Origin of the sequence: Cellulosimicrobium sp. 4261 (assembly GCF_040546915.1) — a bacterium.
GTDB classification, from domain to species: Bacteria; Actinomycetota; Actinomycetes; order Actinomycetales; family Cellulomonadaceae; genus Cellulosimicrobium; species Cellulosimicrobium cinnabarinum.
This window is the reverse complement of the sequence record NZ_JBEPOQ010000005.1, coordinates 117,189-144,095: the sequence shown is the minus strand read 5'-3', so window position 1 is coordinate 144,095 and position 26,907 is coordinate 117,189. Positions and strand designations below refer to the sequence as shown.

23 protein-coding genes are annotated in these 26,907 nt (G+C 75.6%); 8 read left to right on the top strand and 15 right to left on the bottom strand.

The window, feature by feature from the left end; genetic code table 11:
* Nucleotide 1: 1 nt before the first annotated feature.
* Both ABIE39_RS08645 and ABIE39_RS08640 read right to left on the bottom strand, forming a co-directional pair.
* Nucleotides 2-3,655, bottom strand: a complete 3,654-nt coding sequence (locus ABIE39_RS08645; RefSeq protein WP_354051356.1) for an Rne/Rng family ribonuclease — start codon at nt 3,653-3,655, stop codon at nt 2-4.
* The gene (locus ABIE39_RS08640) at nt 3,652-3,774 is read right to left on the bottom strand and encodes a hypothetical protein (protein ID WP_255181389.1); all 123 of its coding nucleotides are present in this window, start codon (nt 3,772-3,774) and stop codon (nt 3,652-3,654) included. Before ABIE39_RS08640 ends, ABIE39_RS08645 begins: the two co-directional genes overlap by 4 nt.
* Before the next feature lie 409 nt (nt 3,775-4,183).
* On the opposite strand from ABIE39_RS08640, the gene ABIE39_RS08635 reads away from it, so the two are divergent.
* Genes ABIE39_RS08635 through cydC form a run of 4 tightly spaced genes read left to right on the top strand, consistent with a single transcriptional unit; the run spans nt 4,184 to nt 10,483 of the window.
* Nucleotides 4,184-5,698: a cytochrome ubiquinol oxidase subunit I gene (locus ABIE39_RS08635; protein WP_043659283.1), complete on the top strand. Its 1,515-nt coding sequence runs from the start codon at nt 4,184-4,186 to the stop codon at nt 5,696-5,698.
* A 41-nt stretch (nt 5,699-5,739) separates the two neighbouring features.
* On the top strand, nt 5,740-6,852 hold the full coding sequence (gene cydB, locus ABIE39_RS08630) for a cytochrome d ubiquinol oxidase subunit II (protein WP_085387659.1): 1,113 nt from the start codon (nt 5,740-5,742) through the stop codon (nt 6,850-6,852).
* Nucleotides 6,849-8,633 carry a thiol reductant ABC exporter subunit CydD gene (gene cydD, locus ABIE39_RS08625; RefSeq protein ID WP_175008305.1) on the top strand — a complete coding sequence of 595 codons (1,785 nt, stop codon included), beginning with the start codon at nt 6,849-6,851 and terminating at the stop codon, nt 8,631-8,633. The genes cydB and cydD overlap by 4 nt, the downstream gene beginning before the upstream one ends.
* On the top strand, nt 8,630-10,483 hold the full coding sequence (gene cydC / locus ABIE39_RS08620; RefSeq protein ID WP_354051353.1) for a thiol reductant ABC exporter subunit CydC: 1,854 nt from the start codon (nt 8,630-8,632) through the stop codon (nt 10,481-10,483). Before cydD ends, cydC begins: the two co-directional genes overlap by 4 nt.
* Before the next feature lie 9 nt (nt 10,484-10,492).
* Here the strand turns inward: cydC and ABIE39_RS08615 are convergent, their stop codons facing one another.
* From ABIE39_RS08615 to gadC, 3 genes are read right to left on the bottom strand one after another with little or no spacing between them, the layout of a single operon-like run.
* The gene (locus tag ABIE39_RS08615; protein ID WP_354051351.1) at nt 10,493-11,896 is read right to left on the bottom strand and encodes a dipeptidase; all 1,404 of its coding nucleotides are present in this window, start codon (nt 11,894-11,896) and stop codon (nt 10,493-10,495) included.
* Entirely contained in the window at nt 11,893-12,426 is a 534-nt protein-coding gene (locus tag ABIE39_RS08610) for a hypothetical protein (RefSeq protein ID WP_209829733.1), read from the bottom strand. Before ABIE39_RS08610 ends, ABIE39_RS08615 begins: the two co-directional genes overlap by 4 nt.
* Nucleotides 12,423-13,910: a glutamate/gamma-aminobutyrate antiporter GadC gene (gadC, locus tag ABIE39_RS08605; protein ID WP_354051348.1), complete on the bottom strand. Its 1,488-nt coding sequence runs from the start codon at nt 13,908-13,910 to the stop codon at nt 12,423-12,425. Before gadC ends, ABIE39_RS08610 begins: the two co-directional genes overlap by 4 nt.
* Before the next feature lie 307 nt (nt 13,911-14,217).
* Here gadC and ABIE39_RS08600 point away from each other — a divergent pair, with 307 nt between their 5' ends.
* Entirely contained in the window at nt 14,218-15,159 is a 942-nt protein-coding gene (locus tag ABIE39_RS08600) for an NAD(P)-dependent oxidoreductase (protein WP_175008300.1), read from the top strand.
* Between the two features lie 22 nt (nt 15,160-15,181).
* Here the strand turns inward: ABIE39_RS08600 and mutM are convergent, their stop codons facing one another.
* From mutM to coaD, 6 genes are all read right to left on the bottom strand, one after another.
* On the bottom strand, nt 15,182-16,126 hold the full coding sequence (gene mutM, locus ABIE39_RS08595) for a bifunctional DNA-formamidopyrimidine glycosylase/DNA-(apurinic or apyrimidinic site) lyase (protein WP_175008299.1): 945 nt from the start codon (nt 16,124-16,126) through the stop codon (nt 15,182-15,184).
* Complete coding sequence (gene rnc, locus ABIE39_RS08590) at nt 16,119-16,892, bottom strand: ribonuclease III (RefSeq protein WP_255437073.1); 774 nt, start codon at nt 16,890-16,892, stop codon at nt 16,119-16,121. The genes mutM and rnc overlap by 8 nt, the downstream gene beginning before the upstream one ends.
* 5 nt (nt 16,893-16,897) lie before the next feature.
* Nucleotides 16,898-17,092 carry a 50S ribosomal protein L32 gene (gene rpmF / locus ABIE39_RS08585; RefSeq protein ID WP_021482203.1) on the bottom strand — a complete coding sequence of 65 codons (195 nt, stop codon included), beginning with the start codon at nt 17,090-17,092 and terminating at the stop codon, nt 16,898-16,900.
* Between the two features lie 2 nt (nt 17,093-17,094).
* A complete protein-coding gene (locus tag ABIE39_RS08580) occupies nt 17,095-17,613 on the bottom strand; it encodes a YceD family protein (protein ID WP_186810393.1) in 519 nt (172 codons plus the stop codon).
* A gap of 281 nt (nt 17,614-17,894) precedes the next feature.
* Complete coding sequence (locus ABIE39_RS08575; protein ID WP_354051345.1) at nt 17,895-18,479, bottom strand: hypothetical protein; 585 nt, start codon at nt 18,477-18,479, stop codon at nt 17,895-17,897.
* A gap of 23 nt (nt 18,480-18,502) precedes the next feature.
* The gene (gene coaD / locus ABIE39_RS08570; protein ID WP_354051344.1) at nt 18,503-19,003 is read right to left on the bottom strand and encodes a pantetheine-phosphate adenylyltransferase; all 501 of its coding nucleotides are present in this window, start codon (nt 19,001-19,003) and stop codon (nt 18,503-18,505) included.
* 87 nt (nt 19,004-19,090) lie between these two features.
* Between coaD and ABIE39_RS08565 the strand changes: the two genes are divergently transcribed.
* Nucleotides 19,091-19,828 (top strand): GNAT family N-acetyltransferase, encoded by a 738-nt coding sequence (locus tag ABIE39_RS08565; protein WP_175008298.1) that lies wholly within the window; start codon nt 19,091-19,093, stop codon nt 19,826-19,828.
* A gap of 71 nt (nt 19,829-19,899) precedes the next feature.
* On the opposite strand, the gene rsmD is transcribed toward ABIE39_RS08565, so the two are convergent.
* The 3 genes from rsmD to ABIE39_RS08550 are packed head-to-tail and all read right to left on the bottom strand — an operon-like array spanning nt 19,900 to nt 24,680.
* Nucleotides 19,900-20,544: a 16S rRNA (guanine(966)-N(2))-methyltransferase RsmD gene (gene rsmD, locus ABIE39_RS08560; protein WP_175008297.1), complete on the bottom strand. Its 645-nt coding sequence runs from the start codon at nt 20,542-20,544 to the stop codon at nt 19,900-19,902.
* A gap of 36 nt (nt 20,545-20,580) precedes the next feature.
* Nucleotides 20,581-22,839, bottom strand: a complete 2,259-nt coding sequence (gene recG, locus ABIE39_RS08555; protein ID WP_175008296.1) for an ATP-dependent DNA helicase RecG — start codon at nt 22,837-22,839, stop codon at nt 20,581-20,583.
* Nucleotides 22,836-24,680, bottom strand: a complete 1,845-nt coding sequence (locus ABIE39_RS08550; protein WP_354051341.1) for a DAK2 domain-containing protein — start codon at nt 24,678-24,680, stop codon at nt 22,836-22,838. The genes recG and ABIE39_RS08550 overlap by 4 nt, the downstream gene beginning before the upstream one ends.
* A gap of 320 nt (nt 24,681-25,000) precedes the next feature.
* Between ABIE39_RS08550 and rpmB the strand changes: the two genes are divergently transcribed.
* Nucleotides 25,001-25,192: a 50S ribosomal protein L28 gene (rpmB, locus tag ABIE39_RS08545; protein ID WP_024840757.1), complete on the top strand. Its 192-nt coding sequence runs from the start codon at nt 25,001-25,003 to the stop codon at nt 25,190-25,192.
* Nucleotides 25,193-25,346: 154 nt separating this feature from the next.
* Entirely contained in the window at nt 25,347-25,862 is a 516-nt protein-coding gene (locus tag ABIE39_RS08540; RefSeq protein WP_021483587.1) for a GNAT family N-acetyltransferase, read from the top strand.
* Nucleotides 25,863-25,871: 9 nt separating this feature from the next.
* Here ABIE39_RS08540 and ABIE39_RS08535 read toward each other — a convergent pair whose 3' ends face one another.
* Nucleotides 25,872-26,864, bottom strand: coding sequence for a thiamine-phosphate kinase (locus tag ABIE39_RS08535; RefSeq protein WP_175008294.1), 993 nt, complete (start codon nt 26,862-26,864; stop codon nt 25,872-25,874).
* Nucleotides 26,865-26,907 lie beyond the last annotated feature (43 nt).

Here is a 26,907-nt window from a genome sequence, read left to right as displayed (position 1 = left end):
CTCAGCTCTCGGCCGGTTCCGACCCGCCGTCGTCGCCCGCCACCGGTGCGGCCTGCGCCGAGCCGTCCGCCGGCGCCTCGGCGCCGTCGTGCTCGTGGGCGTGGGCCGCGGCCGCCGCGATCGTCGCGAGCGTGGCCTTGACCGCGGCCCGCGCCTCCGACGTGACCTCCGGCAGGACCGGGACGGCCGGCTGCGGGAGGGTGATCCCGGTGTCCTTCGGCGCCGCGGCGACCGAGCCGGAGCCGGAGCCGCGCTTGCGGCGCGACCGCGAGCGGCCGCCCTCGGCGGGCTCGTCGGCGGCGGCACCGCCCCCGCTGCCCCCGGCGTTGCCGTTGCCGTGGTTGCCGTGGTCGTGGTTGCCCCGGTTGCCGCCCGACTTCTCGATCGGGTCGGTGTGCACGATAAACCCGCGCCCGTGGCAGTGCTCGCACGTCTCGCTGAACGCCTCGACGAGGCCCTGGCCCACGCGCTTGCGGGTCATCTGGACGAGGCCCAGCGACGTGACCTCCGCGACCTGGTGCTTGGTCCGGTCACGGCCCAGGCACTCGACGAGGCGGCGCAGCACGAGGTCGCGGTTCGACTCGAGCACCATGTCGATGAAGTCGATGACGATGATGCCGCCGATGTCGCGCAGCCGGAGCTGGCGGACGATCTCCTCGGCCGCCTCCAGGTTGTTGCGCGTCACGGTCTCCTCGAGCGTGCCGCCCGAGCCGGTGAACTTGCCGGTGTTGACGTCGACGACGGTCATCGCCTCGGTGCGGTCGATGACGAGCGACCCGCCCGAGGGCAGCCAGACCTTGCGGTCCATGCCCTTCGCGAGCTGCTCGTCGACGCGGTGCACCGTGAAGACGTCCTGCGTGCCCGTCCACTTCGAGACGCGCTCGCGCAGGTCGGGAGCGAGCTCCTCGACGTACGTCGAGATCTCCGACCACGCCCCGTCGCCCTCGACGACGAGCGAGCTGAAGTCGTCGTTGAAGATGTCGCGGACGACGCGGATCGCGAGGTCCGGCTCGCCCTGGAGCAGGGCGGGCGCCGACGCGCTCTTCGACTTCTTCTCGATGGCCTCCCACTGGCCGCGCAGGCGCTCGACGTCGGCGCGCAGCTCCTCCTCGCTCGCGCCCTCGGCGGCGGTGCGCACGATGACGCCCGCGCCGTCGGGCACGACCTCCTTGAGGATCTTCTTCAGGCGGTTGCGCTCGGTGTCCGGGAGCTTGCGGCTGATGCCGGTCATGCCGCCGCCGGGGACGAACACGAGGTAGCGGCCCGCGAGCGTGATCTGCGACGTGAGGCGTGCGCCCTTGTGCCCGATCGGGTCCTTGGTGACCTGCACGAGCACGGAGTCGCCCGACTTGAGCGCCTGCTCGATGCGGCGCGGCTGGCCCTCGAGCCCGGCCGCGTCCCAGTTCACCTCGCCGGCGTACAGGACGGCGTTGCGGCCCTTGCCGACGTCGATGAACGCGGCCTCCATGCTGGGCAGCACGTTCTGGACGCGGCCCAGGTACACGTTGCCCGCCATCGACGCCTGCGACTGCTGCGAGACGTAGTGCTCGACGAGCACGCCGTCCTCGAGCACGGCGATCTGGGTGCGACCGTCGCGCTCGCGCACGACCATCGACCGCTCGACCGACTCGCGGCGCGCGAGGAACTCCGCCTCGGTGATGATCTGACGACGACGGCCCGCGTCGCGGCCCTCGCGGCGGCGCTGGCGCTTCGCCTCCAGACGCGTGGAGCCCTTGAGCGCGGTGACCTCGTCGGCGAGGCTGCGCTCGCGCGGACGCGAGCGCGTCGTGGTCGCCTCGCCCTCGCTCCGGCTGCCCCGGCGGCGACGGCGACGGCGACGGCTCCCGCCGGCCTCGTCGTCGCCCTGGTCGGCGTCCCCGGGCTCCTGGTCGCTCTCCTCCGCGTCGGCCGACGCGCCGGCGTCGACCGGCTCGTCGTCCTGCGCGGACGGCGTGGCGTCGTCCTCGTCCTGGTCGCGCTCCTGCTCGCGGTCCTGGTCGCGCGCCCCGTCCGGACGACCGCGACGCCCGCGGCCACCACGGCGGCGACGGCGGCGCGGGCCGGACTCGGCGTCGGCGTCGTCGGCCGACGGCTGCTCCTCGGGCTCCTCGGCCTCGTCGAGCTCGACGAAGTCCTCCGGCCCGAACGCGTCCTCGGGGACCTCGACGCCCTCGGCGACGAGCTCGGACTCGATGGCCTCGATCTCCTCGACCGCGGCCGCGTCCTCGCCCGTGAGGACGATCTCGGCGGCGGTGGGCTCTGCGGCCGGGGTCGACGGCTCAGCAGCCGTCCGCGACTCGGCCGCGCGGGACTCGGGCGCCGACGCCTTCCGGCCCCGGCGGCCGCGGGTCGCGGTGGCGGGCTCGGGCGTCGCCGTCGGCTCCGTCGCTGCGGTCGGCTCAGCCGCGGTCGGCTCCGTCGTCGCGGGCGCCGAGGCGGCGGGCTCGACGTGGCGCGGGGGCCCTGCCGGGCTCTGCGCACGGCGCGGCCGGCGCGGCGCGGCGGCCGGGTCGGGCGCCTGGAACAGCAGCGCGGTCGTCGCGAGGCGCGGGGTGCTGGTCCCCGCGCCCGTCGCGGCGGGCGACGCCGGGCCGTCGGCCGGGGCCGACGACGCGGGCGCAGCCGGGCCCTCGGACGCGGCCGGGCTCTCGGACGCGGCCGGGCTCTCGGCCGCGCCGGTCGCCTCCGGTGCCGCCTCGGCGGCGGGCTTCGAGGTGGCGCGGCGCGAGCGGCGCGCCGGCTTCTTCGCGGGCTCCGCGGAGGCCGGCGCCTCCGCCTCGGCAGGCGTCGGCTCAGCAGCCGACGGCGCGTCCTCCACCGCCGGGGCCGGGGCCTCGGCGGCCGGCGCCTCGGGGGCCGGAGCCGCCGCGGAGGTCGCGCGGCGCGACCGGCGCGCGGGCTTCTTCGCGGCGGGAGCCTCGACCGGCTCGGCCGCCGTGGGCTCGGTGACAGGCGCGGGCTCGGTGACAGGCGCGGGCTCGGTGGCCGACGGCGCAGCGTCGGCGGTCAGCGCGTCCGGCTCCGTGACCGGCGCGGCCTCGACGGCCGGGGCGGACGTGGTCGTGCGCGTCGCGCGGGTGCGCTTGGCGCGGCGCGGAGCGTCTGCGGCGCCCAGCAGGGCGTCGGCGTCGGGCGCGACGGCCGGGGCGGGGGCCTGCTCGGCAGCGGGCGGTGTGCTGAGGCCGAACTCGGAGAGGACGTCGAGCGGCGCGTCGGCCGCCGGGGCCTTCGCCTTCTTGCCGCCGGTCTGGGCGCGGCGCGTCGTGCGGGCGCGCGGGGCGGGCTCCGTCGCCGACGGTCCCGCCGGGACGTCGCCGGTCGCCGGAGCCGCCGCAGCGGCGGGGGCCGCGTCAGCCACCGGAGCGGCGACGGACGGCGTGGCGCGGGTCGCGCGGCGCGACCGGCGCGCGGGCTTGGTCGCGGCCTCGGCCGCCGGGGCGTCCACCGGGGCCTCGGGCGCGGGGGTCGCGTCGACGGCGGATGCCGCCGTGGGCGCGGCCGCCGGCGCAGGCGGCGTCTGCGGCGGTGCCGCGCTGCGCGTCGCGCGGCGGCGGGCGGGCTTGCGCGCCGGGGTCGTCGGGCTCTCGGCCCGGTCCGCGACGGAGTCCGCCGTCGGCTCTGAGGGGGTGCTGTCGGAGGTGCTGTCGAGCGTCACGCGTCGTGCTCCTGCTGCCACAGGGACCGCCCCGCACCGTGCGGCCCGTCGGGCGGTCGGTCGTCGCTCGGGACGAGCGCACCGGAGCGCGTCGTCCGGCGACGGAAGTCGTCGGTCACGGCCGCGGTCCGCGTGCGCGGCGCGGGCGCCTGCCACCGGGCCCTTCGCCCCGGTCGGCGCGCCGACTGCCGCGGTCCGCTGGTGCCGCGATCTCGTGCTCGCCGGGTGAGCGATGCGGAGCCCTCCCGGCTCCGCCCAGTATCGCACAGGGGTACGGACGAACCCGGGCGACACGCACCGCGCCCCGGGCCGCCGGTCCCGTCGGCCCGGGACCAACGTCCCGGGACCTTGTGAACATAGTCACAAGCGGCGTGTTTTCAGCACTCAGCGTCATTTCCGCGCCTGCCGATGCGGCAGATTGGAACTACCGTCGGAGGAGACGGCCGGTCGCCCGACCGCCTGCTCCGACAACACTCCCCAGACTCCGTTGTCCTTCCCCGACCCGGTCGGGCCCCCCGAGGAGCGCACGTGGATGCCCTAGCCCTGGCGCGGTGGCAGTTCGCCATCACGACCGTCTACCACTTCATCTTCGTCCCGCTGACGATCGGCCTGTCGCCCCTCGTCGCGATCATGCAGACGGCGTGGGTCCGCACCGGCAACGAGCGGTGGCTGCGCCTGACGAAGTTCTTCGGCAAGCTGCTGCTCATCAACTTCGCGCTCGGCGTGGTGACCGGCATCGTGCAGGAGTTCCAGTTCGGCATGAACTGGAGCGAGTACTCGCGCTTCGTCGGCGACGTGTTCGGCGCCCCGCTCGCCATGGAGGCGCTCGCCGCGTTCTTCATCGAGTCGACGTTCCTCGGCCTGTGGATCTTCGGGTGGGACCGTCTCAACAAGAAGGTGCACCTCGCGTGCATCTGGGCCGTCGCGATCGCGACCAACCTCTCCGCGTTCTTCATCCTCGCCGCGAACTCGTGGATGCAGCACCCGGTCGGCGCGATCTACAACCCCGAGACGGGGCGCGCCGAGATGAACGACATCGGCGCCGTCCTCACGAACAACACCCTCTGGGCCGCGTTCCCGCACCAGATCACGGCCACCTTCCTCACGGCCGGCACGTTCGTCACGGGCATCGCCGCCTGGTGGATGGTCCGCCTCGTGCGCACCCGCAAGGCGGAGAACGTCGAGCTCGCGCGCGACGTCTACCGCCCGGCCGTCACCCTCGGCGTCGTCGCCATGCTCGTCGGCGGGCTCGGGGTCGCCGTCTCCGGCGACATCCAGGGCAAGATCATGTACGAGCAGCAGCCCGGCAAGATGTCGTCGGCCGAGGCGCTGTGCCAGGGCTCGGAAGGTGCCGCGTTCTCCATCCTCACGATCGGCGACCTGTCGAACTCGTGCGAGAACGTCACGCACCTCATCGAGATCCCCGGCCTCGCGTCCTACCTCGGCACGGGCCACTTCTCCGGACCGGAGTCCTACCTGCCCGGCGTCGAGGACGTCCAGGAGCAGATGACCGAGCGCTACGGCGACGTCACCGCGTCCGGCGACCCCGTCACGTACACGCCGAACCTCGCGATGACCTACTGGTCCTTCCGGCTCATGATCGGCATGGCGGCCGGCTCCGTGCTCCTCGCGCTCATGGCGCTGTGGCTCACCCGCAAGGGCCGGGTCACGGACAACAAGTGGTTCGCACGCGTCGGCCTCATCGCCATCCCCATGCCGTTCCTCGCGAACTCGTTCGGCTGGATCTTCACCGAGATGGGCCGCCAGCCCTGGGTCGTCGCGCCGAACCCGACGGGCATCGACCAGATCCGGCTGCTCACGGAGCGAGGCGTCTCCACCGTGGTGAGCCCGGGCGTCGTGCTCACGTCGATGATCGTCTTCACGCTCGTCTACGGGGCGCTGGCCGCGGTCTGGTTCACGCTCATGCGGCGCTACGCGATCGAGGGCGTCCCGCTCACGGTCCGCGACGAGTCCCCGGAGGCGCAGGAGCCGCCGGACGAGGGCTCCGAGGCCGCCGACCGTCCGCTGTCCTTCGCGTACTGACCCGACGCGCCTGAACCCGCCCAGAAAACTCAGGAGACATCGTGGATCTCGCCGTCGTCTGGTTCGTGCTCATCGCGGTCCTGTGGACCGGCTACCTCGTGCTCGAGGGCTTCGACTTCGGGGTCGGCATGCTGCTGTCGATCCTCCCCCGCGGTGACAAGGAGCACCGCGAGAAGGAGCGTCGCGTCCTCATCAACACCATCGGCCCCGTCTGGGACGGGAACGAGGTGTGGCTGCTCACCGCGGGCGGCGCGACGTTCGCCGCCTTCCCCGAGTGGTACGCGACCCTCTTCTCCGGCTTCTACCTGCCGCTCCTGCTCATCCTCGTCGCGCTCATCGTGCGTGGCGTCGCGTTCGAGTACCGCGGCAAGATCCGCGACGAGGGCTGGGCGCGCCGCTGCGACGTCGCGATCCAGGTCGGGTCGTGGGTCCCGGCCGTGCTGTGGGGCGTCGCGTTCGCCAACCTCGTGCGCGGCGTGCAGCTCGACGCCGACCACCAGTTCGTCGGCGGCTTCTTCTCGCTCCTGTCGCCGTTCGCGCTCCTCGGCGGTCTCGTCACGCTGAGCCTGTTCCTGCTGCACGGCTCGGTCTTCGTCGCGCTCAAGACCGACGGCGAGATCCGCGCCCGCGCCCGTCAGCACGCCTCGGTCTTCGGCGTGGCCGCGCTCGTGCTCGCCGGCGGCTGGGCCGTCTGGGCCCAGGTCGCGTACTCGGTGCCCTGGACGTGGGCCGCCGTCGTGCTCGCCGCCGCCGGGCTCGTGACGACGCTCCTCGCGAACCGCAAGGGCTCCGAGGGACGCGCGTTCACGGCGTCGGCCCTGACGATCGTCGCCGCCGTCGTGCTGATCTTCGGCTCGATGTACCCCGACGTGATGCCCGCCGTCGACCCGGCGAACTCGCTGACGGTCCACAACGCGTCGTCGACCGACTACACGCTCACCGTGATGACGTGGGTCGCCGTGATCCTCACTCCGCTCGTCATCGCCTACCAGTCGTGGACGTACTGGGTGTTCCGCCGCCGCCTGTCGACGAAGGACATCCCCGCGCCCGCGGGCCTGTCGCTCAAGAAGGTCCGCGAGGCGGCGTTCGGCGGGGCGTCCTCGGGCGGCTCGACCGGCCGCGGCCTGACCGACGGCGGAGGCTCCGGCTCGTGAAGCCGCTCGACCCGCGGCTCCTGCGCCACGCGCGGGCCGCGCGGGGGTACGTCGTCCTGACGGCGGTGCTCGGGTTCGCCACGGCGGCCCTGGTCGTCGCCCAGGCCCTCGTCCTCGCGTCGGTCCTCGCGCCGGCCGTCCAGGGGACGGCCGACCTGGCCGACCTGGGGCCGCGGGTCGGGCTGCTCGCCGCCGTCGTCGCCGCGCGCGCCGGCACCTCGTGGGCGCAGGAGCGCTTCGCGCTGCGTGCCGCGACGCGTACCGTCGCCGAGCTGCGCGAGCAGGTCGTCACGCACGCCGTGGCGCTCGGCCCGCGCTGGCTCGCGTCGGGACGCGGCCCCGAGGTCGCGACGCTCGCGACCCGCGGGCTCGACCAGCTCGAGCCCTACATGGTGCGGTACCTGCCCCAGCTCCTGCTCGCCGCCACGGTCACGCCCGCGACGCTCGCCGTCGTGCTGGGCCTGGACTGGGTCTCGGCCGTGATCATCGCCGTGACCATCCCGCTCGTCCCGATCTTCATGACGCTCGTCGGGCGCCTCACCGCGGGGACGTCGGAGCGGCGCCTCGTCGTCATGCAGCGGCTCGGCGCGCAGGTGCTCGACCTGCTCGCCGGCCTGCCGACGCTCCTCGCGTTCGGCCGCGCCCGCGGCCCCGAGCGGCGCGTGCGCGCGCTCGGCGAGGCCAACCGTCGCGCCACGATGGGCACGCTGCGCGTCGCGTTCCTCTCCGGCATGGTGCTCGAGCTCCTCACGACCCTGTCCGTGGCCGTCGTGGCCGTGGGCGTGGGCCTGCGACTCGTGCACGGCGGCATGGAGCTCGAGCCGGCGCTCGCGGTGCTCGTGCTCGCGCCCGAGGTCTACCTCCCGCTGCGCCAGGTCGGCCTGCACTTCCATGCCTCGACCGACGGCATCGCCGCGGCCGAGCAGGCCTTCGCCGTCCTCGACGAGGACGCGCCCGCGCGAGGCACCGCGTCCGCGCCCGCGCTCGCCGGGACGACGCTCGCCCTGCGCGGCGTGAGCGTGCGGGCCGGGGAGCGCGACGTGCTCGCGCCCGCCGACCTCGACCTCGAGCTCCGGCTCGGGACGTCGTCGGGCCGCGTCGTGGCCCTCACCGGGCCGAGCGGCGCGGGCAAGACCACGACGGCGATGGTCCTGCTCGGTCTCGTGCGGCCCGACCGCGGCACCGCGACCCTCACCGCGCCGGACGGCGCCCGGCTCGACCTGGCCGACGTCGACCCCGAGACGTACTGGCCCCAGGTCGCGTGGCTCCCCCAGCGCCCCGTGCTCGCGCCGGGACGGCTGCGCGACGTCGTCGCCGGCGGCCTGGACGTCACCGACGCCGACCTCGACCGCGCGGCGCGCACCGCCGGTCTCGACACGGTGCTCGACACGCTGCCCGCAGGCTGGGACACCGAGGTCGGGCGCGGCGGCGTCGGGCTGAGCGTGGGCCAGCGCCAGCGCGTCGCGCTCGCCGCGGCGCTGCTCGGCGACCCCGCGCGCGTCCCGCTCGTCGTGCTCGACGAGCCGACGGCGCACCTGGACGCACGGGGCGAGCAGGTCGTGCTCGACGCCGTGCGCGCGTTCCGCGACCAGGGGCGCACCGTCGTCGTGGTCGCGCACCGCGCCTCGCTCGTGCGCGCCGCGGACGACGTCGTCGAGGTCCGCTCCGCTCCGCTCGACCCGCCCCCGGCGGGCACCGACGACGCCCCGGCCGATGCCGTCGACTCCGCCGTGGCGGTCGGCTCCCCCACCTCCACGACCCCCGAGGGGAGCGTCCCGTGACCGGACCTCGTGCCCGCGTCACCGCCGACCCGCTGTGGCGGGCGGTCGGGCTGCTCGACGTGCGCTGGCGCCGCGTCGTGTGGGCGGTCGTGCTCGGCACGCTCTCGCTCGGGAGCGCCGTCGGTCTCGCCGCCGCCGCGGCGTGGCTCATCGCGCGCGCCTCGCAGATGCCACCGGTCCTCACGCTGTCCGTCGCCGTCGTGGGCGTGCGCGCGTTCGGTATCTCGCGCGGCGTCTTCCGGTACCTGGAGCGACTCGCCTCGCACGACGTCGCGCTGCGCGGCATGGCGTCCCTGCGCGCCAACCTCTACACCGCGCTCGCGCAGGGCTCGCCCGCCGCGCTCGTCGGGCTGCGGCGCGGTGACCTGCTGGCGCGCGTCGGCGCGGACGTCGACGCGGTCGGCGACGTCGTCGTGCGTGCGTTCGTGCCCGCCGGGGTCGCGCTCGCCGTGTCGGTCGGGTCCGTCGTGCTCGTGGGCGCGTTCCTGCCCGCGGCCGGGGTCGCGCTCGCGCTGTGCCTGCTGCTCGCCGCCGTCGTCGCGCCGTGGCTCTCCGCCCGGTCGGCGCGCGAGGTCGAGGCGCGCGGCGCCACGACGCGCGCGGCGATGACCGCCACCACGCTGGAGATTCTCGAGGAGTCCGGGCCGCTCGCCGTGTCCGGGCGCCTCGGCACGCGCCTCGACGCCCTGCGCGCGACCGACCGGGCGCTGGCCCGCGTGACCGACGACGGCGCCCGCCCCGCGGGGGTCGCGGCCGGGATCGCCGCGCTCGCCGTCGGCCTCGCGGTGCTCGCGTCGCTCCTGCTCGGCATCCCGGCCGTCACCGCCGGCACGCTCGCGCCCGTCGAGCTGTCGGTCATCGTCCTCACGCCCCTCGCCGTGTTCGAGGCGGCGAACACGCTGCCCGCCGCGGCCGTCCAGCTCCACCGCTCGCGGCAGGCCGCCGCGCGCGTGGTCGGCCTCCTCGACGCGCCCGCGACCGTGCCCGGCCGGACCGCGTCCCCGGCGCACGGTGTCGGCGAGGGCGACGACGACGGCGACGGCGACGGCGACGCCCCGGGCCGGGCCCGGGACCCGCGCACGTCGCTCGTGCTCGACGACGTCGCGGCCGGCTGGCCGGGCACGGGACGCACCGTCGTCGAGGGCGTGGACCTCACGCTGGCGCCGGGGCGCGCGGTCGCCGTCGTCGGGCCGTCGGGCGTCGGCAAGACGACGCTGCTCGCGACCGCCGCCGGGCTCGTCCCGGAGGTCGCGGGGCGCGTGCTCCTCGACGGCGCCCCGACGGCCGACCTGCCGCGCGAGGACGCGGCGCACGGCGTCGTGCTCGTCGCGGAGGACGGGCACGTGTTCGACACGACCGTGCTGGAGAACCTGCGCGTCGCGCGCGGCGACGTCACGACCGAGGAAGCCGAGGCCGCGCTGCGGGCCGTGGGGCTCGACCCGTGGCTCGCCGCGCTGCCGGACGGCCTGGAGACGCTGCTCGGCCCGGACGCGACCACGGTCTCGGGCGGCGAGCGCCGCCGTCTGCTCGTCGCCCGCGCGCTCCTGTCCCCCGCGCCGCTGCTGCTGCTGGACGAGCCCGTGGAGCACCTCGAGGCCGCCGGCGCCGACGCGCTCGTGCGGCACCTCGTCGCGACGACGCGCGCCGCGCAGGACCGGCGCGGCGTCGTCCTCGCGACGCACCGGCTGAGCGCGCTCGAGGCGGTCGACGAGGTGCTGCTGCTCGGCGTCCCCGACGGCGCGCCGGACGGCGCGCCCGCACGCGTCGTCGCGCGCGGGACGCACGCCGAGCTGCTCGCGCTCCCCGTCTACCGCTGGGCGCTCGACCAGGAGGCCCCCGCGGTGCGGTGATCCCGCAGGTCAGCCCTCGCCGAGGCGCGCGAGGAACAGCGCCTCGCCGACCGCGAGGTTCTCGATCTCGCTGGGCGCGACCGACTCGTTCGGCGCGTGGATGAGGCACGCGGGCTCCTCGACGCCGAGGAGCACGATCTCCGCGTCCGGGTACTGGCCCGCGAGCACGTTGCACAGCGGGATCGAGCCGCCCTGGCCCGCCGTGACCGTCTCGCGCCCGTACGCGTCCGCGAGCGCCTTCGTGAGCGTGTCGAACACGTGCCCGCTCGTGCGGGCCGCGAACGGCTGCCCGACGGCGTCGCGCTCGACCCGCACCCGGACCCCCCAGGGAGCGTGGGCCGCGAGGTGCGCGACCAGCCTGTCCTGCAGCTCCTGGGCGTCTGCACCGGGCGGCACGCGCAGGTTGAGGCGGGCGGACGCGCGCGGCTGGATCGCGGCCGCCGAGCCGACGACGCTCGGGGCGTCGATCCCGAGGATCGTCACGACGGGCCGCGCCCACAACCGGTCGGCGACGCTGCCGGTCCCGACGAGCCCGACGCCGTCGAGCACGCCCGCGTCGCGACGGAACTGGTCCTCGTCGTACGCGACGCCGTCCCACGTGCCGTGCGCGACGGCGGGCGGCACGCAGTCGATGGTCGTGTCGCCGTGCTCGTCGCGCAGGCTCGCGAGGATCGCGACGAGGGCCGCGAGCGCATCGGGGGCGGCGCCGCCGAACATGCCGGAGTGGATCTCGCCCTCGAGCGCCTCGACGTGCACGACGACGTTCGCCGCGCCCCGCAGGGTCACGGTGAGCGTCGGGAGGCCGAGCTCGGCGTTGCCGGTGTCCTGGACCAGCATCGCGTCGGCCGCGAGCGCCCCGGGGTTCGCCTCGACCCACCGGTCGAGGCCGCCCGTCCCCTGCTCCTCGGAACCCTCGACGACGAGCCGGACCCCGACGGGGAGGTCGTCGCCACCGAGGGCGCGCAGGGCCCGCAGCGCGGTGAGGTGGGTGACGACGTTCCCCTTGCAGTCCGCGGCGCCGCGGCCGTAGAGGCGGCCGCCGCGCTCGGTGAGCTCGAAGGGCGGGCTCGTCCACGCGGCGTCGTCGAGGGGCGGCTGGACGTCGTAGTGCGCGTAGAGCAGGACGGTGGGTGCGCCGTCGGGCGCGGGACGGTGGCCCAGGACGACCTGCGACCCGTCGGGCGTGACCTCCAGGCGCGTGTCGATCCCCTCGGCGCGGAACGCGTCGGCCACCCACCGCGCGGCGCGCTCGCACTCGGCGCGGGGGTAGAGGCGCTCGTCGGCGACGGACGGGATGGCGACGAGCGTGCGCAGGTCGTCGAGCGCGCGCGGCAGGAGGCCCTGCACGGCGGCGCGCACCTCCTCGACGTGCCCGGTGGCGTCGGGTCGTGCTCCGGTGCTCGGCTGGCTCACGCGTCCTCCTCGGTCGTGGTCGCGGTGGTGGGGTCGGTGCCCTCGCTGCCCTGCTCGGTGGTGCGGCCGGGGTCGAGGTCGAGCGAGTCCACGTAGGCGTCGAACGCGTCGAGCTGGTCGGGGCAGTAGACCTCGATGACGAGCCGGTCGCCGGCGAGGCGGCGCTCGTCGAGCACGGAGGGCCGCAGACCCGGGCCGGCGGCCCCGTTCGCCGCGCCGAGGTTCGCCGTCGCCTCGACGAGCGCGGCCGGGTCGGCGCAGAAGCCGCCGCCGTCGTCGCCGAGGACGTCGGCGATCGTCTCCTCGCTGAAGGCGGTGATCCCGATCGCGGCGAACCGCTCGTGCAGCTCCGCGGCCTTCTGCTCGGCCTCGCGCGCGTCGCGGTTGGACCGCACGTTGTCGAAGACGATCAGCATGACTGCGCCGAGAGCGACGAGGAGCAGCGCGACGGCGGTGTACGTGACCCACCGCTTCGACGAGACCGGCTCGGGCTCGTGCTCGGGGACGTGGGAGGGACGGGTCGTGGTCATGCCGCGTCGCCCTCCCCCGCCTCGTCCGCCGCCGCGAGCGCCGCGGCCTCGGGGTCCTTCCAGGACGGCTTGCGCAGCAGGTAGAAGAGCGCCGGGACGAGGATGCCGATGATCCCGAGACCGCCGCCGACAATCAGCACGTAGACGCCCACGTTCCCGCTGGAGAACTGCGCGGGCGGCACGAACCCGATGATCATCGCGGCCACCGAGGCGCAGAACCCGACGACGCACAGGAGCGTCAGCGCGGGCGCGCGGTAGCCGCGCGGGTGGTCGGGTGCCCGACGGCGCAGCCGTACCGCCGCGACGAACAGCAGCAGGTACATGACGAGGTACACCTGCGTCGTGATGACGGACAGGATCCAGTACGCGCTCGAGACGTTCGGGATGAACGCGTAGAGGAGTGCGATACCGGTCGTGATGACACCCTGCGTGACGAGGATGTTCTGCTGGACGCCGTGCTTGTTGAGCCGCTGCAGGAACGGCGGGAGGTAGCCCTCCTCGCGCGCGACGGTGAGCAGGCCCTTCGACGGCCCGGCGAGCCACGTGAGCATGCCGCCGAGCGACGCCGCGATGAGCATGAGACCGAGGACCGGCGTCAGCCAGCTCACGCCGAAGTTGGCGAAGAACGCGTCGAAGGCCTGCATGACGCCGGCGGTGAGGCTGAGCTGGTCGGCGGGGATCACCCAGCTGATCGCGACGGCCGGGAGGATGAAGATCACGAGCACGAGCCCGATCGCGAGGAACATCGACCGCGGGAACTCCGTCGCCGGCTTGCGCAGGCTCGTGACGTGCACCGCGTTCATCTCCATGCCCGCGTACGACAGGAAGTTGTTGACGATGAGCACCAGGGACGCGAGCCCGGTCCAGGCCGGCAGCAGGTGCTGCGCGTCCATGGGCGCGGCCGAGGGGTTGCCCTGGGCGAGGAAGACGATGCCGAGCACGACGAGGATCGCCGCCGGGACGAGCGTCCCGATGACGAGACCCCAGCTCGACAGCCCCGCGACCGTCTTGGTGCCCTGGGACGAGAGCCACACGCCCGTCCAGAAGAGCACGACGATGACGATCGCCACGTAGAGCCCGTTGCTCGCCAGGCTGGGGTCGATGACGTAGGCGAACGTGCTCGCGACGTACCCGAGCAGGCTCGGGTAGTAGAAGATCGTCATCGCGAACTGGCACCAGATCGCGAGGAACCCGAGCGGCTTCGAGATACCGTCCGCGACCCAGCGGTACACGCCGCCGGACCACCCCGACGCGAGCTCGGCGGACACGAGCGACGTCGGGAGCAGGAACACGAGCGCCGGGACCACGTAGAGGAACACGGCCGCGAGGCCGTAGACCGCCATGGTCGGCGCCGCGCGCAGGCTCGCGACCGACGACGTGATCATGAACGCGAGCGTGAGCCACGTGATGTAGTTCTTCGGTGTCCGCGCCGTGATCGCCGCGCGCACGTCAGCGTGCGTCGGCGCGCCGGTGGACGAGCCCATCCCCACCCCCGAAGCCGTGACCCCCGCCGGGGCCGACCGGGACGGCGCGCGGCCGGCGCGCGGCCGGCGCGTCGTCGGAACACCGCGAACATATCGCCGCGGGGCAGGTCGCGCCTGGGGAGTGGTCCGGCCCCTGCCGGGGGCGCGGACCGGAGCTGCACGGGCGCGGGGTCGGCGCCGGGCAGGCAGCGGGCCGGCGGCGGGCCGGCACGGGGCCACCACGAACGCGGTGATACGTTCGCGAGGCGGCCCGCCCGCGCAGCGCCGGGGCCGTGACCACACCACGGACCACCCCCTGGGAGCAGCGTTGAAGATCCTCGTGCCCGGCACCATCGCCCTCGACGTGCACGCCGGACCGGACGACGAGGTCGTCGTGTACGACGCCGCGGCCCCGTTCCGCCCCGAGGACGCCGACGCCGAGGTGCTCGTGGTGTGGGGCGCCTCCCCGGAGAACCTGGCCGACGCCGCCGCGCGGCTCACGCGCCTGCGCTGGGTCCAGACGCTCGCCGCCGGCCCCGACGCCGTGCTCGCGGCCGGGTTCGGGCCGGACGTGACGATCACGTCGGGCCGGTCCCTGCACGACGGCCCCGTCGCCGAGCACGCGCTCGCGCTGGTCCTCGCGGCCGTGCGCCGGCTCGACGTGCTCGGGGCGGCGCAGCGCGAGCACCGGTGGGACACCGCGGTGAACCGGGCGCAGGCGGACCCGGTGACGGCCGCGCGCTACACGCTCGACGGCGCGCGCGTGACCGTGTGGGGCTTCGGCTCGATCGCGGCCCGGCTCGCGCCGCTGCTCGCGGCGCTCGGCGCGGACGTGACGGGCGTCGCGAGCCGCCGGGGCGAGCGCCACGGCTTCCCCGTCGTGACCGACGACGACCTCCCCGACGTGCTCGCCTCGACCGACGTGCTCGTCTCGCTCCTGCCCGCCCTCGGCACGACGCGGCACGCGTTCGACGCCGCGCGGATCGACCAGCTCCCCGACCACGCGGTCTTCGTCAACGTGGGCCGCGGCGCCACGGTCGACGAGGGCGCGCTCGTCGCCGCGCTGCACGACGGTCGGCTCGGCGGCGCCGCGCTCGACGTCACCGAGTCCGAGCCCCTGCCCGCGGAGTCACTCCTGTGGGACGCGCCGCGCCTGATCCTCACGCCGCACGTCGCGGGCAACCGGCCGCAGCGCGCGTCGGAGCTGGTGAACGCCAACCTCGACGCGCTGCGCGGGGGCCGCGAGCTCCGCAACGTCGTCCCCCGCTGAGTCGGGGGCGCTGTCCGGGGCCCTACCAGCGGCCGTTGCGGGGGCGCGGCTGGCAGCGCGGGCACGTGTACGACGAGCGGTTCATGAACTCGTCGCGCCTCACGGGTGTGCCGCACCGGGGGCACGGCTCGCCCTCCTGCCCGTACACCGCGAGCGACCGCGAGAAGTAGCCCGACTGCCCGTTCACGTTGACGTAGAGGGCGTCGAAGCTCGTGCCACCCTGCGCCAGGGCCTCCGTCATGACCTCGGCCGCCGCGTCGAGCAGGCGGTGGGCCTCGGGACGGCGCAGCGTGTCCGTCGCGCGGGCGTAGTGCAGCCGGGCGCGCCACAGCGCCTCGTCCGCGTAGATGTTGCCGACGCCGGACACGACGGTCTGGTCGAGCAGCGCGCGCTTGACGCCCGTCCGACGACGCCGGATCGCGTCCACCACGTCGTCGCGCCGCAGCGACGGGTCGAGCAGGTCCCGGCCGATGTGCGCGACCGGAGACGGGACCGCGGCGAGGTCGGACCCGAGGCCGCCGGGGGCGCCGTCGGGCGTCGGGACGAGGTCCTGGACGGACAGGTGCCCGAACGTGCGCTGGTCGACGAAGTCGAGCGCCTGCGCGCCGTACGCGGTGCGGTCGTCGTGCTCGAGCACCACGCGCACCCGCAGGTGCGGCGAGCGGTCGGCGAGCGCGACGCCCGAGCGGACGAGGAGCTGGCCCGACATCCCGAGGTGGGCCAGCAGGGCGGCGGCGGGGCCGTCGTCGGACCCGGCAGCGGGTTCGAGCGGGAGCCAGAGGAACTTGCCGCGCCGCACCGCGGCGCCGAACCGCTGACCGAGCAGCTCGTCGCGGAAGCCCGCCGGCCCGCCGTCGTGTCGCCGCACGCTGTAGTCCCGGAGCACCTCCACGTCGACGACGCGAGCGCCCACGACGTGGCGGGCGAGACCGTCGCGGACGGTCTCGACCTCGGGCAGCTCAGGCACCGGCGTCCTCGGTCGCGACCGGCGAGGCCGGGGCTGCGTCCCCGTCCTCGCTCCCCTTCTCGCGCTCGCGCTCGGCCTGCTCCGTCGCCAGCGCGCGGTACGCGCGCTCCGCGGCCTCCTGCTCGGCGTACTTCTTCGCCGTCCCGCTGCCCGTCCCGTAGAGGCGGCCGTCGAGGTGCACGTACGACGTGAAGACCCGCGCGTGGTCCGGCCCGACGGCGTCGCTCGAGTACGAGGGCGCGCTCAGCCCGGCCGCGGCCGCGGCCTCCTGGAGCGACGTCTTCCAGTCGAGCCCGGCACCGAGACCGGCCGCCGCCGAGAGCGTCGGCTCGACGAGCTCGAGCACGAGCCCGCGGGCCGGCTCCAGGCCGTGGCTCAGGTAGACCGCGCCGATGATCGCCTCGACCGTGTCGGAGAGGATCGAGTCCTTGTCGTTGCCGCGCGTGCGGATCTCGCCCTTGCCGAGCAGCACGTACTGCCCCAGGCCGAGCCGGCGCGCGATCGCGGCGAGCGACTTCTGCGAGACGGTCGCGGCCCGCATCTTGGCGAGCTCGCCCTCGGACAGGTCGGGGTGGCGGCGGTAGAGGGTCTCCGTGACGACGAGGCCCAGGACGGTGTCACCGAGGAACTCGAGACGCTCGTTCGTGGGGATGCCGCCGTTCTCGTGCGCGAACGACCGGTGCGTGAGCGCAAGCACGAGAAGCTCGGGGTCCAGATGGACCCCGAGCTTCTCGAGAAGACCGGATGCCGGTGCAGCCGGTGCCACGCGCCTCAGCCTGCGTGCTCGGTGCGCAGCGCCTCGGCGTACTGGCGGCCCTTGTAGGTACCGCACGTCGGGCACGCCGCGTGCGACAGCTTGTCGCCCTTGCACTGCGGGCAGGTGGTGAGGTTCGCGGCGGTCGTCTTCCACTGCGAACGACGCGCACGGGTGTTGCTGCGCGACATCTTGCGCTTCGGAACAGCCACGGCTAGCTCTCTTTCGTCTCGTCGGACACGTTCGAGGTGTCGAACATGCTCTCCAGCGCCGACCACCGAGGGTCGACAAGTTCGTGGGTGTGGCCCGGGTCGTCCGCCAGGCGCGCACCGCACTCGGAGCACAGCCCCGGGCAGTCCGCTCGGCACACCGGACTGAATGGTAGTGCAGTGACGACCGAATCCCGTAGCGCGGGCTCGATGTCCGCGAGGTCGCCGTCCAGCTCGTAGACGTCCTCGGCGTCCTCCAGGTCGTCGCCCGACTCCTGGGCGGCCTTGGCGCGCTCCGGGTAGGCGAACAGCTCGCCGAGCTCGACCGAGACGTCCTCGTGCACCGTGTCGAGGCAGCGCACGCACTCCCCGACCGCGTGGCCCGTCACCGTCCCGGAGACGAGCACGCCCTCCATGACGGCTTCGAGACGCAGGTCGAGCTCGAGCTCGCTGCCCTCGGGGATGCCGATGACGGCGGTCCCGAGGTCGGCCGGCGCGGGGACGGTCCGACGGACCGTCAGCATGCTCCCGGGTCGCCGACCGAGCTCGTGCGTGTCGAGCACGAGCGGCGACGTCTTCTCGGCGGTGATGGTGCGCTCCAGGATCGGAGCCCGCAGGCGTGGGTGCCCGCGGACGGTGGTCAACGATGGTCGGGGGGCCGGCGACCGCTCGACGGCGGGTGCCAGGCACGGGTCGACGCGTGACGCGACGAGCCCAAACATCGATCTTACGTCACCGGACGCCGTGGTCGCCACCGTCGCGGTGCCGGCCGCGGCGGCCGTCGGGGACGCCGGCCCGCCGGTCGTCAGCGGGCCGCGCGCTCGCCGCCGCGCTCGCGCATCGTCGCCGGGAACGGCGACTCGTCGGCGTCGCCGAAGCGGTCGCCGAGCCGGTCCGCGAGCTTCGCGCGGCCCGCCTGGACCTGCGCGAGCAGCTTGCCGAGGTCCACCTCGAAGTCCGCGAGCCGCCGGTCGCAGTAGTCGTCGGCGTCGCGCCGCAGCACGGCCGCCGCCTCGTCCGCCTCGTCGACGATGGCGCGGGCGCGCGCCTCCGCCTGGACCACGACCTGCTCCGTCTGCACCAGCTCGATCGCGCGGGCGCGCGCCGTCGTGAGGATCTCCTCGGCCTGCCGGTGCGCGTCCTCGAGCACGGCGTCCGCCTGCGCGAGCACCTCGTCCGCGTGCGCGAGCTGCTCCGGCAGCGCGCCCCGCAGCTCGTCCAGGAGCGCGAGCGCGTCGCCCTTGTGCACCAGCACCGAGGCGGACATCGGCATCGTGCGCGCCGACTCGACGAGGTGCGTGAGGTCGTCGAGGATCGCGTTCAACCCGACCTGCGCCTCCTCGCCCGCGTGGTCCTCGTGCGTCGTCCGTCGGCCCTGCTGCTCGCTCACGTACCCGGTCCTTCCCGTCGTGCTCACCTGCTGGTCCCCTGCGTCCGTGCCAGCGCCGCCCGGACGGCGTCGCCCACCCCCGGCGGGACGAGGTCGTCCACCGGTCCCCCGTGCCGCGCGATGTCCTTCACGAGCGACGACGCCACGTGCAGGAGCGCGGCGTCGCCCGCGACGAACACGGTCTCGACGCCCGCGAGGTGCCGGTTCATCAGCGCCATCGGCAGCTCCGCGTCGAAGTCCGCGCCACCGCGCAGGCCCTTGACCACCGCCGTCGCGCCCGCCTCCCGGCAGAAGTCGACGAGCAGCCCCGGCACGACCTCGACGCGGACGCCGTCCAGCCCCGCGTCCCGCACCGCGGACCGGGCGAGGTCCACGCGCTCGTCGACGCTCAGGAGCGCCGACTTCGACGCGTTCCGGGCGACGCCGACGACGACCTCGTCGAAGAGGGCGCGCGCACGGCGGACGATGTCGAGGTGGCCCAGGGTGATCGGGTCGAACGACCCGGGACAGACGGCTGTGGTCACCTCGTCACGGTAGTACACGGGGGCCGCCGGACCCCGGCGGCGCGGCCGGGCGCGCGCCGACCGCCGTCGGGCGCGACGATGGTCGGCGTGACCACCCCCGCCGTCGTGCCGCTCACCGACCCGGATCTGCTGCGCTCGCTGCACCGCGACGTCCTCGCGCCCTCGTTCCCTCCGGCCGAGCTCGTCGACGAGCAGGAGCTGCTCGACGCCCACGCGAGCGGGCGGCTGCGCAGCCTCGGCGTCGTCGAGGAGGGCCGCGTCGTCGCCGGGGTGGTCGGCGAGTGGTTCGCCGACGCACGGGTCCTCCTCGTGCTCTACCTCGCGATCGCCCCCGGACGCCGCGGCGGCGGGGTCGGTGGCCGCCTCGTCACCGCCGCGCTCGAGGACTGGCGCACGCTCGACCCGCTCGTCGTCGTGGGCGAGGTCGAGCACCCCGCGCACCACGCCGGCAGCGAGGCCTACGGCGACCCCGTCGCGCGGCTCCGGTTCTACGCGCGGCTCGGCGCCCGCGTCCTCGCGCTGCCCTACTTCCAGCCCGGCGACGGCCCGGGCGGCGAGCGCGTGCCCGCGCTCCTCCTCGTGTCGTTCCCCCTCGGGCCGCACACCGCCGGCGACGACGTCCCGGCCGCACCGCTGCGCGCCTTCCTCGCGGAGAACCTCCGCGAGAGCGAGGGCACGCTCGCCGACGACGCCGCGGCCCGCCGCCTGCTCGACGCCGCGGGCGGGGACAGCGTCCGCCTCGTCGACCCGGACGACCCCGCCGCCCTCGCGACCGTGCCCGTCGGCACGCTCGCCCCGGCCGAGACCCGCGCCCCGACGACCTGACCAGGCAGCCCCGGCCGAGCAGGCGGTCCAGGTGCGTCAGCCGACCCGGACGAGCCAGAACCGTCGACGGGCTACACGTCGTCGGGGAGCTCGGGGCCGACGAAGAACACCGCGGTCTCGCCGTAGTCCTTGTGCGCCACCAGCTCCCAGCCGGCGGGCCACGTCGGCTCGGGCGTGCGCGTCGAGCGCTCGACCACGACGACGGCCGACGCGTCGAGCACGCCGGGCACCGCGAGGTGGGCGAGGACGCGCTCGAGCGCCTCGGCCGTCACGTCGTAGGGCGGGTCGACGAGCACGAGGTGGTAGGGGCCGTGGCCCGCACGCCCCGGCGTCGGCGCCCCGGCCGCTCCGACCGCGTCTCCGGCCGCCGTCCGCTGCGCCGCGGCCGCCGCCACGCCGGCGACGAACGCCTCGGCGGGCTGCGCGACGACGCGCACGTTCGGCAGACCGAGCGCGGCGACGTTGCGCCGCGCGACGTCGGCCGCGACCCGGGCGGAGTCGACGAGCGTCACGTCGGCCGCCCCGCGGCTCGCCGCCTCGAGGCCGAGCGCGCCGGAGCCCGCGTAGAGGTCGAGGACGTGCGCGTCGTCCACGACGCCGAGGTGCTCCAGCCGGGAGAAGATCGCCTCGCGCACGCGCTCGCTCGTCGGCCGCGTGCCGCGGGGCGGGACCTGCAGCGTGCGCCCACCGACTGTTCCCGCCACGATCCTCGTCACGCGCCCACCCTACGCAGAGGCCGCGGCGCCCGGCCGTCACGCACGCTCGAGGAACTCCTCGCGCTCGGGGTCGAGCTGCTCGCGGATCGCGGCGGCGAGCGCCGGGTGGTCCGCGAGGTCCGGGTCCTGCGCGACGACCTGCGCCGCGTCGGCGCGCGCGGTCTCGATGACGTCCGCGTCCTTGACGACCCGCAGGAGCCGCAGCGAGCTGGCCCGCCCGGACTGCGCGGCGCCCAGGACGTCGCCCTCGCTGCGCAGCTCGAGGTCGACGGTGGCGAGCTCGAACCCGTCCGTCGTCCGGGCGAGCGTCTCGACGCGCGTCGCGGCGGGCGTGCCCGGCTGCGCGGTCGAGACGAGCAGGCACAGCCCGGCGGCGGAACCGCGCCCGACGCGCCCGCGCAGCTGGTGGAGCTGGGAGATGCCGAACCGGTCAGCGTCGAGCACGACCATCGCCGTGGCCTCCGGGACGTCGACGCCGACCTCGACGACCGTCGTGGAGACGAGCACCTGGACCGCACCCGACGCGAAGTCGGCCATCACGGCGTCCTTGTCCGCGGGAGGCATCTGCCCGTGCAGCACGCCGATCGCGAGCCCGGCGAGCCGCGGGTGGGCGCGGAGCTCCTCCGCGACCTCCAGCACGGCCCGCAGCGGTGCCCGCTCGACGGCGTCGGGCTCCTCGGGGTCGAGCAGGAAGTCGGGGACGTCGTCGAAGTCGTCGTCCCCCGTGCCGCCCGCGCCGGCGTCCGGCTCGTCCGGGTGGATGCGTGCGCACACCACGTACGCGCGGTGCCCGGCGTCGACCTCCTCGCGCACGCGTGCCCACGTCCGCTCCATCCAGGCCGGGTTCCCGGCGGGCACGACGTGCGTCGTGATGCCCGACCGCCCGGCGGGGATCTCCGTGAGCGACGACGTCTCCAGGTCGCCGAACACGGTCATCGCGACGGTGCGCGGGATCGGCGTCGCCGTCATGACCAGCAGGTGCGGGGCGGTGCGGGCCTTCGCCCGCAGCGCGTCGCGCTGCTCGACGCCGAACCGGTGCTGCTCGTCGACGACCACGAGCCCGAGGTCGGCGAACTGCACGTTCTCGGAGAGCAGCGCGTGCGTGCCCACGACGATCCCCGCCGCGCCGCTCGCGGCGTCGAGCAGGGCCTCCTTGCGCGCGGCGGCGCCGAGCGAGCCCGTGAGGAGCGCGACGCGCGTCCCGTGCTCGGCGCCCCCGAGGAACCCGCCCTCGGCGAGCGGACCGAGGAGCGCCCGCAGGGTCCGCGCGTGCTGCGCGGCGAGCACCTCGGTCGGCGCGAGGAGCGCCGCCTGTCCGCCGGCGTCGATCACCTGGAGCATCGCGCGCAGCGCGACGACGGTCTTGCCGGAGCCGACCTCGCCCTGGAGGAGCCGCTGCATCGGTCGCGCGAGCGCGAGGTCGTCGGCGATCTCGCGGCCTACGTCGCGCTGCCCCTGGGTGAGCGTGAAGGGCAGCGCCGCGTCGAAGTCGGCGAGGATCCCGGGCTCGCCCTCCGGGCGCGGCGGGCGGGCGGTCGCGGGCTCGGCGGCGGCCCGCGCGCGCCGCTGCGCGAGCGCGGCCTGGAGGACGAACGCCTCCTCGTACCGCAGGCGGTCGCGACCTCGGCGCCACTGCTTCTCGTCGTACGGCTCGTGGACGTCGCGCAGCGCCTCGAGCCGGGTGCCGAGCCCGTGCCGCTCGCGGACGGCGTCGGGCAGCGGGTCGGGGACGTCCTCCTCGCGCAGCGGGTCGAGGACGGTCCGCACGGCGGGCTGGATCTTCCAGCTCGGGATGCTCCCGCTCGCGGGGTAGATGGGGATGGGCCGGCTCGCCTCGAGGACGGCGCTCTCGGCGTCCTCGGCGTCGTCGTCCATGCCGATGATCTTGTAGTCGGGGTGCGTGAGCTGGCGCGTGCCCCGGTAGAGGCCGACGACGCCCGTGAACAGGCCGTGCCGACCCGGCGCGAGCCGCTGCTCGTGGTACCGCAGCACGTTGGGGCTCTTGGCGAAGAACGTCAGCGAGAGCTGCTGCGGGCCGTCCGTCACGACGGCCTCGAGGATGGCGCCCGCGCGGTTGCGCATGCGCCGGACGGTGGCGCTGCGGACCTGGGCGACGATCGTCACGTGCTCGCCGAGGGCGAGCCCGCCGAGGTCCGTCAGCCGGCCGGGGTCGCCGTAGCGGCGTGGGTAGTGGCGCAGCAGGTCGCCCACGGTCTCGAGGCCGAGCTTCGCGAGCGGCCCCGCGCTGCGCGTCCCGACGGCCCGGGTCAGCGGCTCGGCCAGACGGTCCGTCATGCCCCCACCGCCTCGTCCGTGCCGTGGTGGACGACGGCGCCCTCCGCCGCGAGCGCGACGGTGCCGCCGTCCCGGCCCGAGCGCAGGAGCACCAGCTCGGCCCCGGACCGGGCGGCCGCGGGGGCGAGCTCGTCGAGCGCCGGGAGCGGGACGTCGTCGTCCGCGAGGACCGTGACGACCTCGGCGGGGCTCGCGAGCAGCGCCTCCAGGAGCCCGACGAGCCGGGCCGCGACCTCAGGACCGTGCGCACCGGCCGTCGTCGTTCGGGACGTGCGCACCGTGTCGAGCGCCGACCGGACGGCGTCCACGCGCGCGGGGCCGTCGGCCAGCTGGGCGGCGGCGAGGGCGACCGTCACGTGCAGGTCCGTCGGCGCCGGGAGCACCTCGAGCGTCTCGACGCCGTCCTCGCGCAGGGCCGCTCGGAGCGTCGCGACGTCCCGCTCGGGGAGGTCGCCGCCGGCCAGCACCACGACGTGCGCCGCGCGCGCGTCGACGGCGACGCGGTGCAGCGCCGCGAGGTCGGGCGCGCCGGGCGCCTCGCGCAGGAGCACGACGGCGCCCGCGCGCGCGAGGTCCGCGACGAGCCCCGGCGCGGTGGTCACCGCGACGATCCCCGCCTCGTCGGACCGGCCACGGTCCGCCGACGCGTCACCGGTCTCGGGAAGGTGCCCGTCCCCGTGCGCGCCGGTCAGGTGGCGCACGCGGACCTGCCGCAGCGCGGCAGGCTCCTGCGCGTGACCCTGCGAGTCCCGGCCGGAGGCGTCGGCGAGCACCGCCCGCCCGGCCGCGACCGCGGCCATCGGGTCGTCGGTGTGGACGTGCGCCTGCCAGAGCCCCGACCCGTCCTCGCCCGCACCGCCGACGACGACGACGGAGTCCCCGATGCCGGACAGGTCGGACCGCAGCCTCTCCCCCGGTCCCGCGGACAGGCCGGCGGCGTCGCCGAGAGCGCCGCCCGGCAGGTCGACCACGTACATCACCTCGAACTCGCCCCCCTCGTGCGCGGCCGAGGTCCCCGGCGCCGCCGCGGACGACCCGGTGACCGGCGTCATGCCGGACATCATGCCCAGCACCTCCGACACGACCGGCGCGGTGGCCGCCGGGGCCGTACCGAGCCCGCCGATCTGCTCGTCGAGCCGCTCGTCGGCGCTCCTGTCGCCCGCCTCGTCGGTCCGCTCGTCGACGTGCCCGCGGTCCGGCTCGCCGGTCCGCTCGTCGAGCGCGGCGACGAGCGCGCCGAGCACGAGGACGAGGCCGAGGGCGCCGGCGTCGAGCACCTGCGCCCGCGCCAGCACGTCGAGCTCGTCGGTGCTGCGCAGCGCCGCCGCACGGGCTCCGTCCCGCGCCGCCGCCGCGACGGCTCCCGGCGAGGCGTCGCCGTCGGTGACGACGACCGCGGCTGCGCGTGCCGCCGCGTCGGCTGCGGTGAGGATCGTGCCCGGCGCCGGGCGCGCGACAGCGCCACGGGCCGTGCGCGCGGCACGGTCCAGGCCGGCGGCCAGCGCCGCGCCCGAGACGCTCCGGTGCTCGGCGAGCTCGAGCGCGAGCCCGCGCAGGTACTCGCTGAGGATGACGCCGGAGTTCCCCCGGGCCCCGACGAGCGCCCCGCGCGCGAGACGCACGAGAAGGTCGCCCGCGCCGCTCCCGGCCGCCGCCCCGGCAGGCAGCGCCCGGACGGCGTCGAGCAGCGTGAGGTACATGTTCGTGCCGGTGTCCGCGTCGGCCACGGGGAAGACGTTCACGCGGTCGAGAGACGTACGCGCCTGGGCGAGGGCGTGGACGCCACCACGACCCCACGCGACGACGACGGCGGCGTCGACCACGTCGGCTCCGGGGCTCACCTCGGGACGGCTCCTCGTACGCTGGGGGACGGCCCGGCCGCGCGCGGCGGGTCGGACGACCCGGCGGTCGTCGGGACCACGGTAGTCAACGCGGCCCGCGGTCGTGGGCAGAGGCGCCCCGGGGTCCGGCGTGATCCGTGCGACGCGGACCCGGTTTGAGCTGAGGCCCTCGGATCGGCTACCCTGACGAGGTTGCCCGGGTGCTTCGCGCGCCCTCGACACCGTCGAGGAGCCGCCGAGGGACACCGGGCCGGACACCCTACAGACCATTCAGGACGTCGCCGCTGCGTGCGCGACGTGCACGACGATCAGGAGAAACCGTGGCTGCCAACTGCGACGTCTGCGGCAAGGGCCCGGGCTTCGGGCACAGCATCTCGCACTCCCACATCCGCACGAAGCGCCGCTGGAACCCGAACATCCAGCGCGTGCGCGCCGTGGTCGCGGGGACGCCCAAGCGCCTCAACGTGTGCACCTCGTGCCTCAAGGCCGGCAAGGTCACCCGCCCCGCCTGAGTCGCGCGACTCCTCCACGAGAGCGCCTGCCGGTCCCCGGCGGGCGCTCTCGTCGTCTGCACCCCCGTCGAACGGTCGTCCGACCTCCGGAGATCTCCTGAAGATCCGGACAAACGGGCTTGGTGTATCTCCGCCCGGGTGGCAGTCTTTGTACATGGTGACGGAACTGAGCGAGGTAACGATCCGCCCGGCCGGCCCCGCGGACGCGCGCGCCATCGCAGCCGTGCACATCGCGTCGTGGCGCGGCGCCTATGCCGGCATCGTGCCGGACGAGTATCTCGCCTCGCTCGACCACGACCAGCGCGAGAAGCACTGGGTCCAGAGCCTCGGCACCGCCGGCGCGCGCACGTGGCTCGCCGACGCCGACGGCCGCACCATCGGCTTCGCCACCCTCGGCCCCGGCCGCGACGAGGACGCCGAGCCCGGGGACCTCGAGATCTACGCCATCTACCTCGACCCCGAGTCCTGGGGCCGCGGCGTCGCGCGCGACCTGATGCGCACCATGCTCGGCGAGGTGGGCCCGGGCACCACCGTGACGCTCTGGGTCCTCGAGGACGCCGAGCGCGCGCGCCGGTTCTACCGCCGGCACGGGTTCAGCCCGGACGGGGTCGAGCGCCGCGACGACATCGGCGGCAAGGACCTCACCGCGGTGCGCTACCGCCGGAGCTGACGCCCGCGCTCAGGCGCGGAAGTGGTCCCACCCCGACGGCCGGCGCGGCACCGTGCCGTCCAGGCGCACGCCCGCGCCGTCGTCGCCCGCCGGACGCACCGTGCCGAGCGGTCGGAACCCGGCAGGGAGCGGCGTCGTCGCGGGGAACGTGGCGAGCAGGCCGTGGTCCTCTCCCCCGGACAGGACCCATTCGTCGACCAGTCCAGCCCCGTCGTCCTCGCCCGCGAGCACGACGGCCGCGTCACGCAGCCGGGAACGGTCGGCGTCGAGCGCGCCCGTGCCGAGGTCGACGACGACGCCGCTCGCCCGCGCGACCCGGCCCGCGTCGCGCAGCAGGCCGTCCGAGACGTCCATCATCGCCGTGGCCCCGGCGACGGCCGCGACCGGGCCCGCGGCGAGCGGCGGGTCGGGACGCAGGTAGGCGGCGACGAGCGCGTCGTCGACGTCCGGGCGACCGGCGTCGAGCAGCGCGAGACCCGCGGCGGACCGTCCGAGGGTCCCGGCGAGCGCGACGACGTCGCCCGCACGGGCCCCGCCGCGCAGCACCGGATCCCGGCCCTCCAGGTCCCCGTGGACGGTCACGGCGACCACGACCTGGTCCCCTCCGGACAGGTCGCCGCCGACGACCGCGGCACCGAGCGGGGTGCACGCGTCGGCCAGCCCGCGCGCGAGCCCCGTGACCCAGTCGACCGGCAGGTCGCCCGGCATGACGAGCGAGACGACGAGCGCCGCAGGGCGCGCGCCCATGGACACCACGTCGGCGAGGTTCTGCACCGCGGCGCGCCGACCGACGTCGTACCCCGTCGACCAGCGCCGACGGAAGTGCCGGTCCTCGACGAGGACGTCCGTGGACACGACGTAGCGGCCGTCCGGCGCGGCCACGACCGCGCAGTCGTCCCCGGGCCCGACGATCGTCGAGGGGGAAGTGGGCAGCAGGGGGAGGATCCGGGCGAGGAGCGCCTCCTCGGGCACGTCGCGGACCAGCAGGGGCGTCTCGCTCACGCGGCCACCCTAGTCGCCGCCCGGGCGGTCACGGGCACCGGTC

Bases quoted from the DNA above. Each gene is read 5' to 3' on its own strand.
- ABIE39_RS08610 (WP_209829733.1), bottom strand. From the start codon at position 12,426: ATGACCACGACCCGTCCCTCCCACGTCCCCGAGCACGAGCCCGAGCCG.
- gadC (WP_354051348.1), bottom strand. From the start codon at position 13,910: ATGGGCTCGTCCACCGGCGCGCCGACGCACGCTGACGTGCGCGCGGCG.
- ABIE39_RS08580 (WP_186810393.1), bottom strand. From the start codon at position 17,613: ATGCTGACGGTCCGTCGGACCGTCCCCGCGCCGGCCGACCTCGGGACC.
- recG (WP_175008296.1), bottom strand. From the start codon at position 22,839: ATGACGGACCGTCTGGCCGAGCCGCTGACCCGGGCCGTCGGGACGCGC.
- ABIE39_RS08540 (WP_021483587.1), top strand. From the start codon at position 25,347: ATGGTGACGGAACTGAGCGAGGTAACGATCCGCCCGGCCGGCCCCGCG.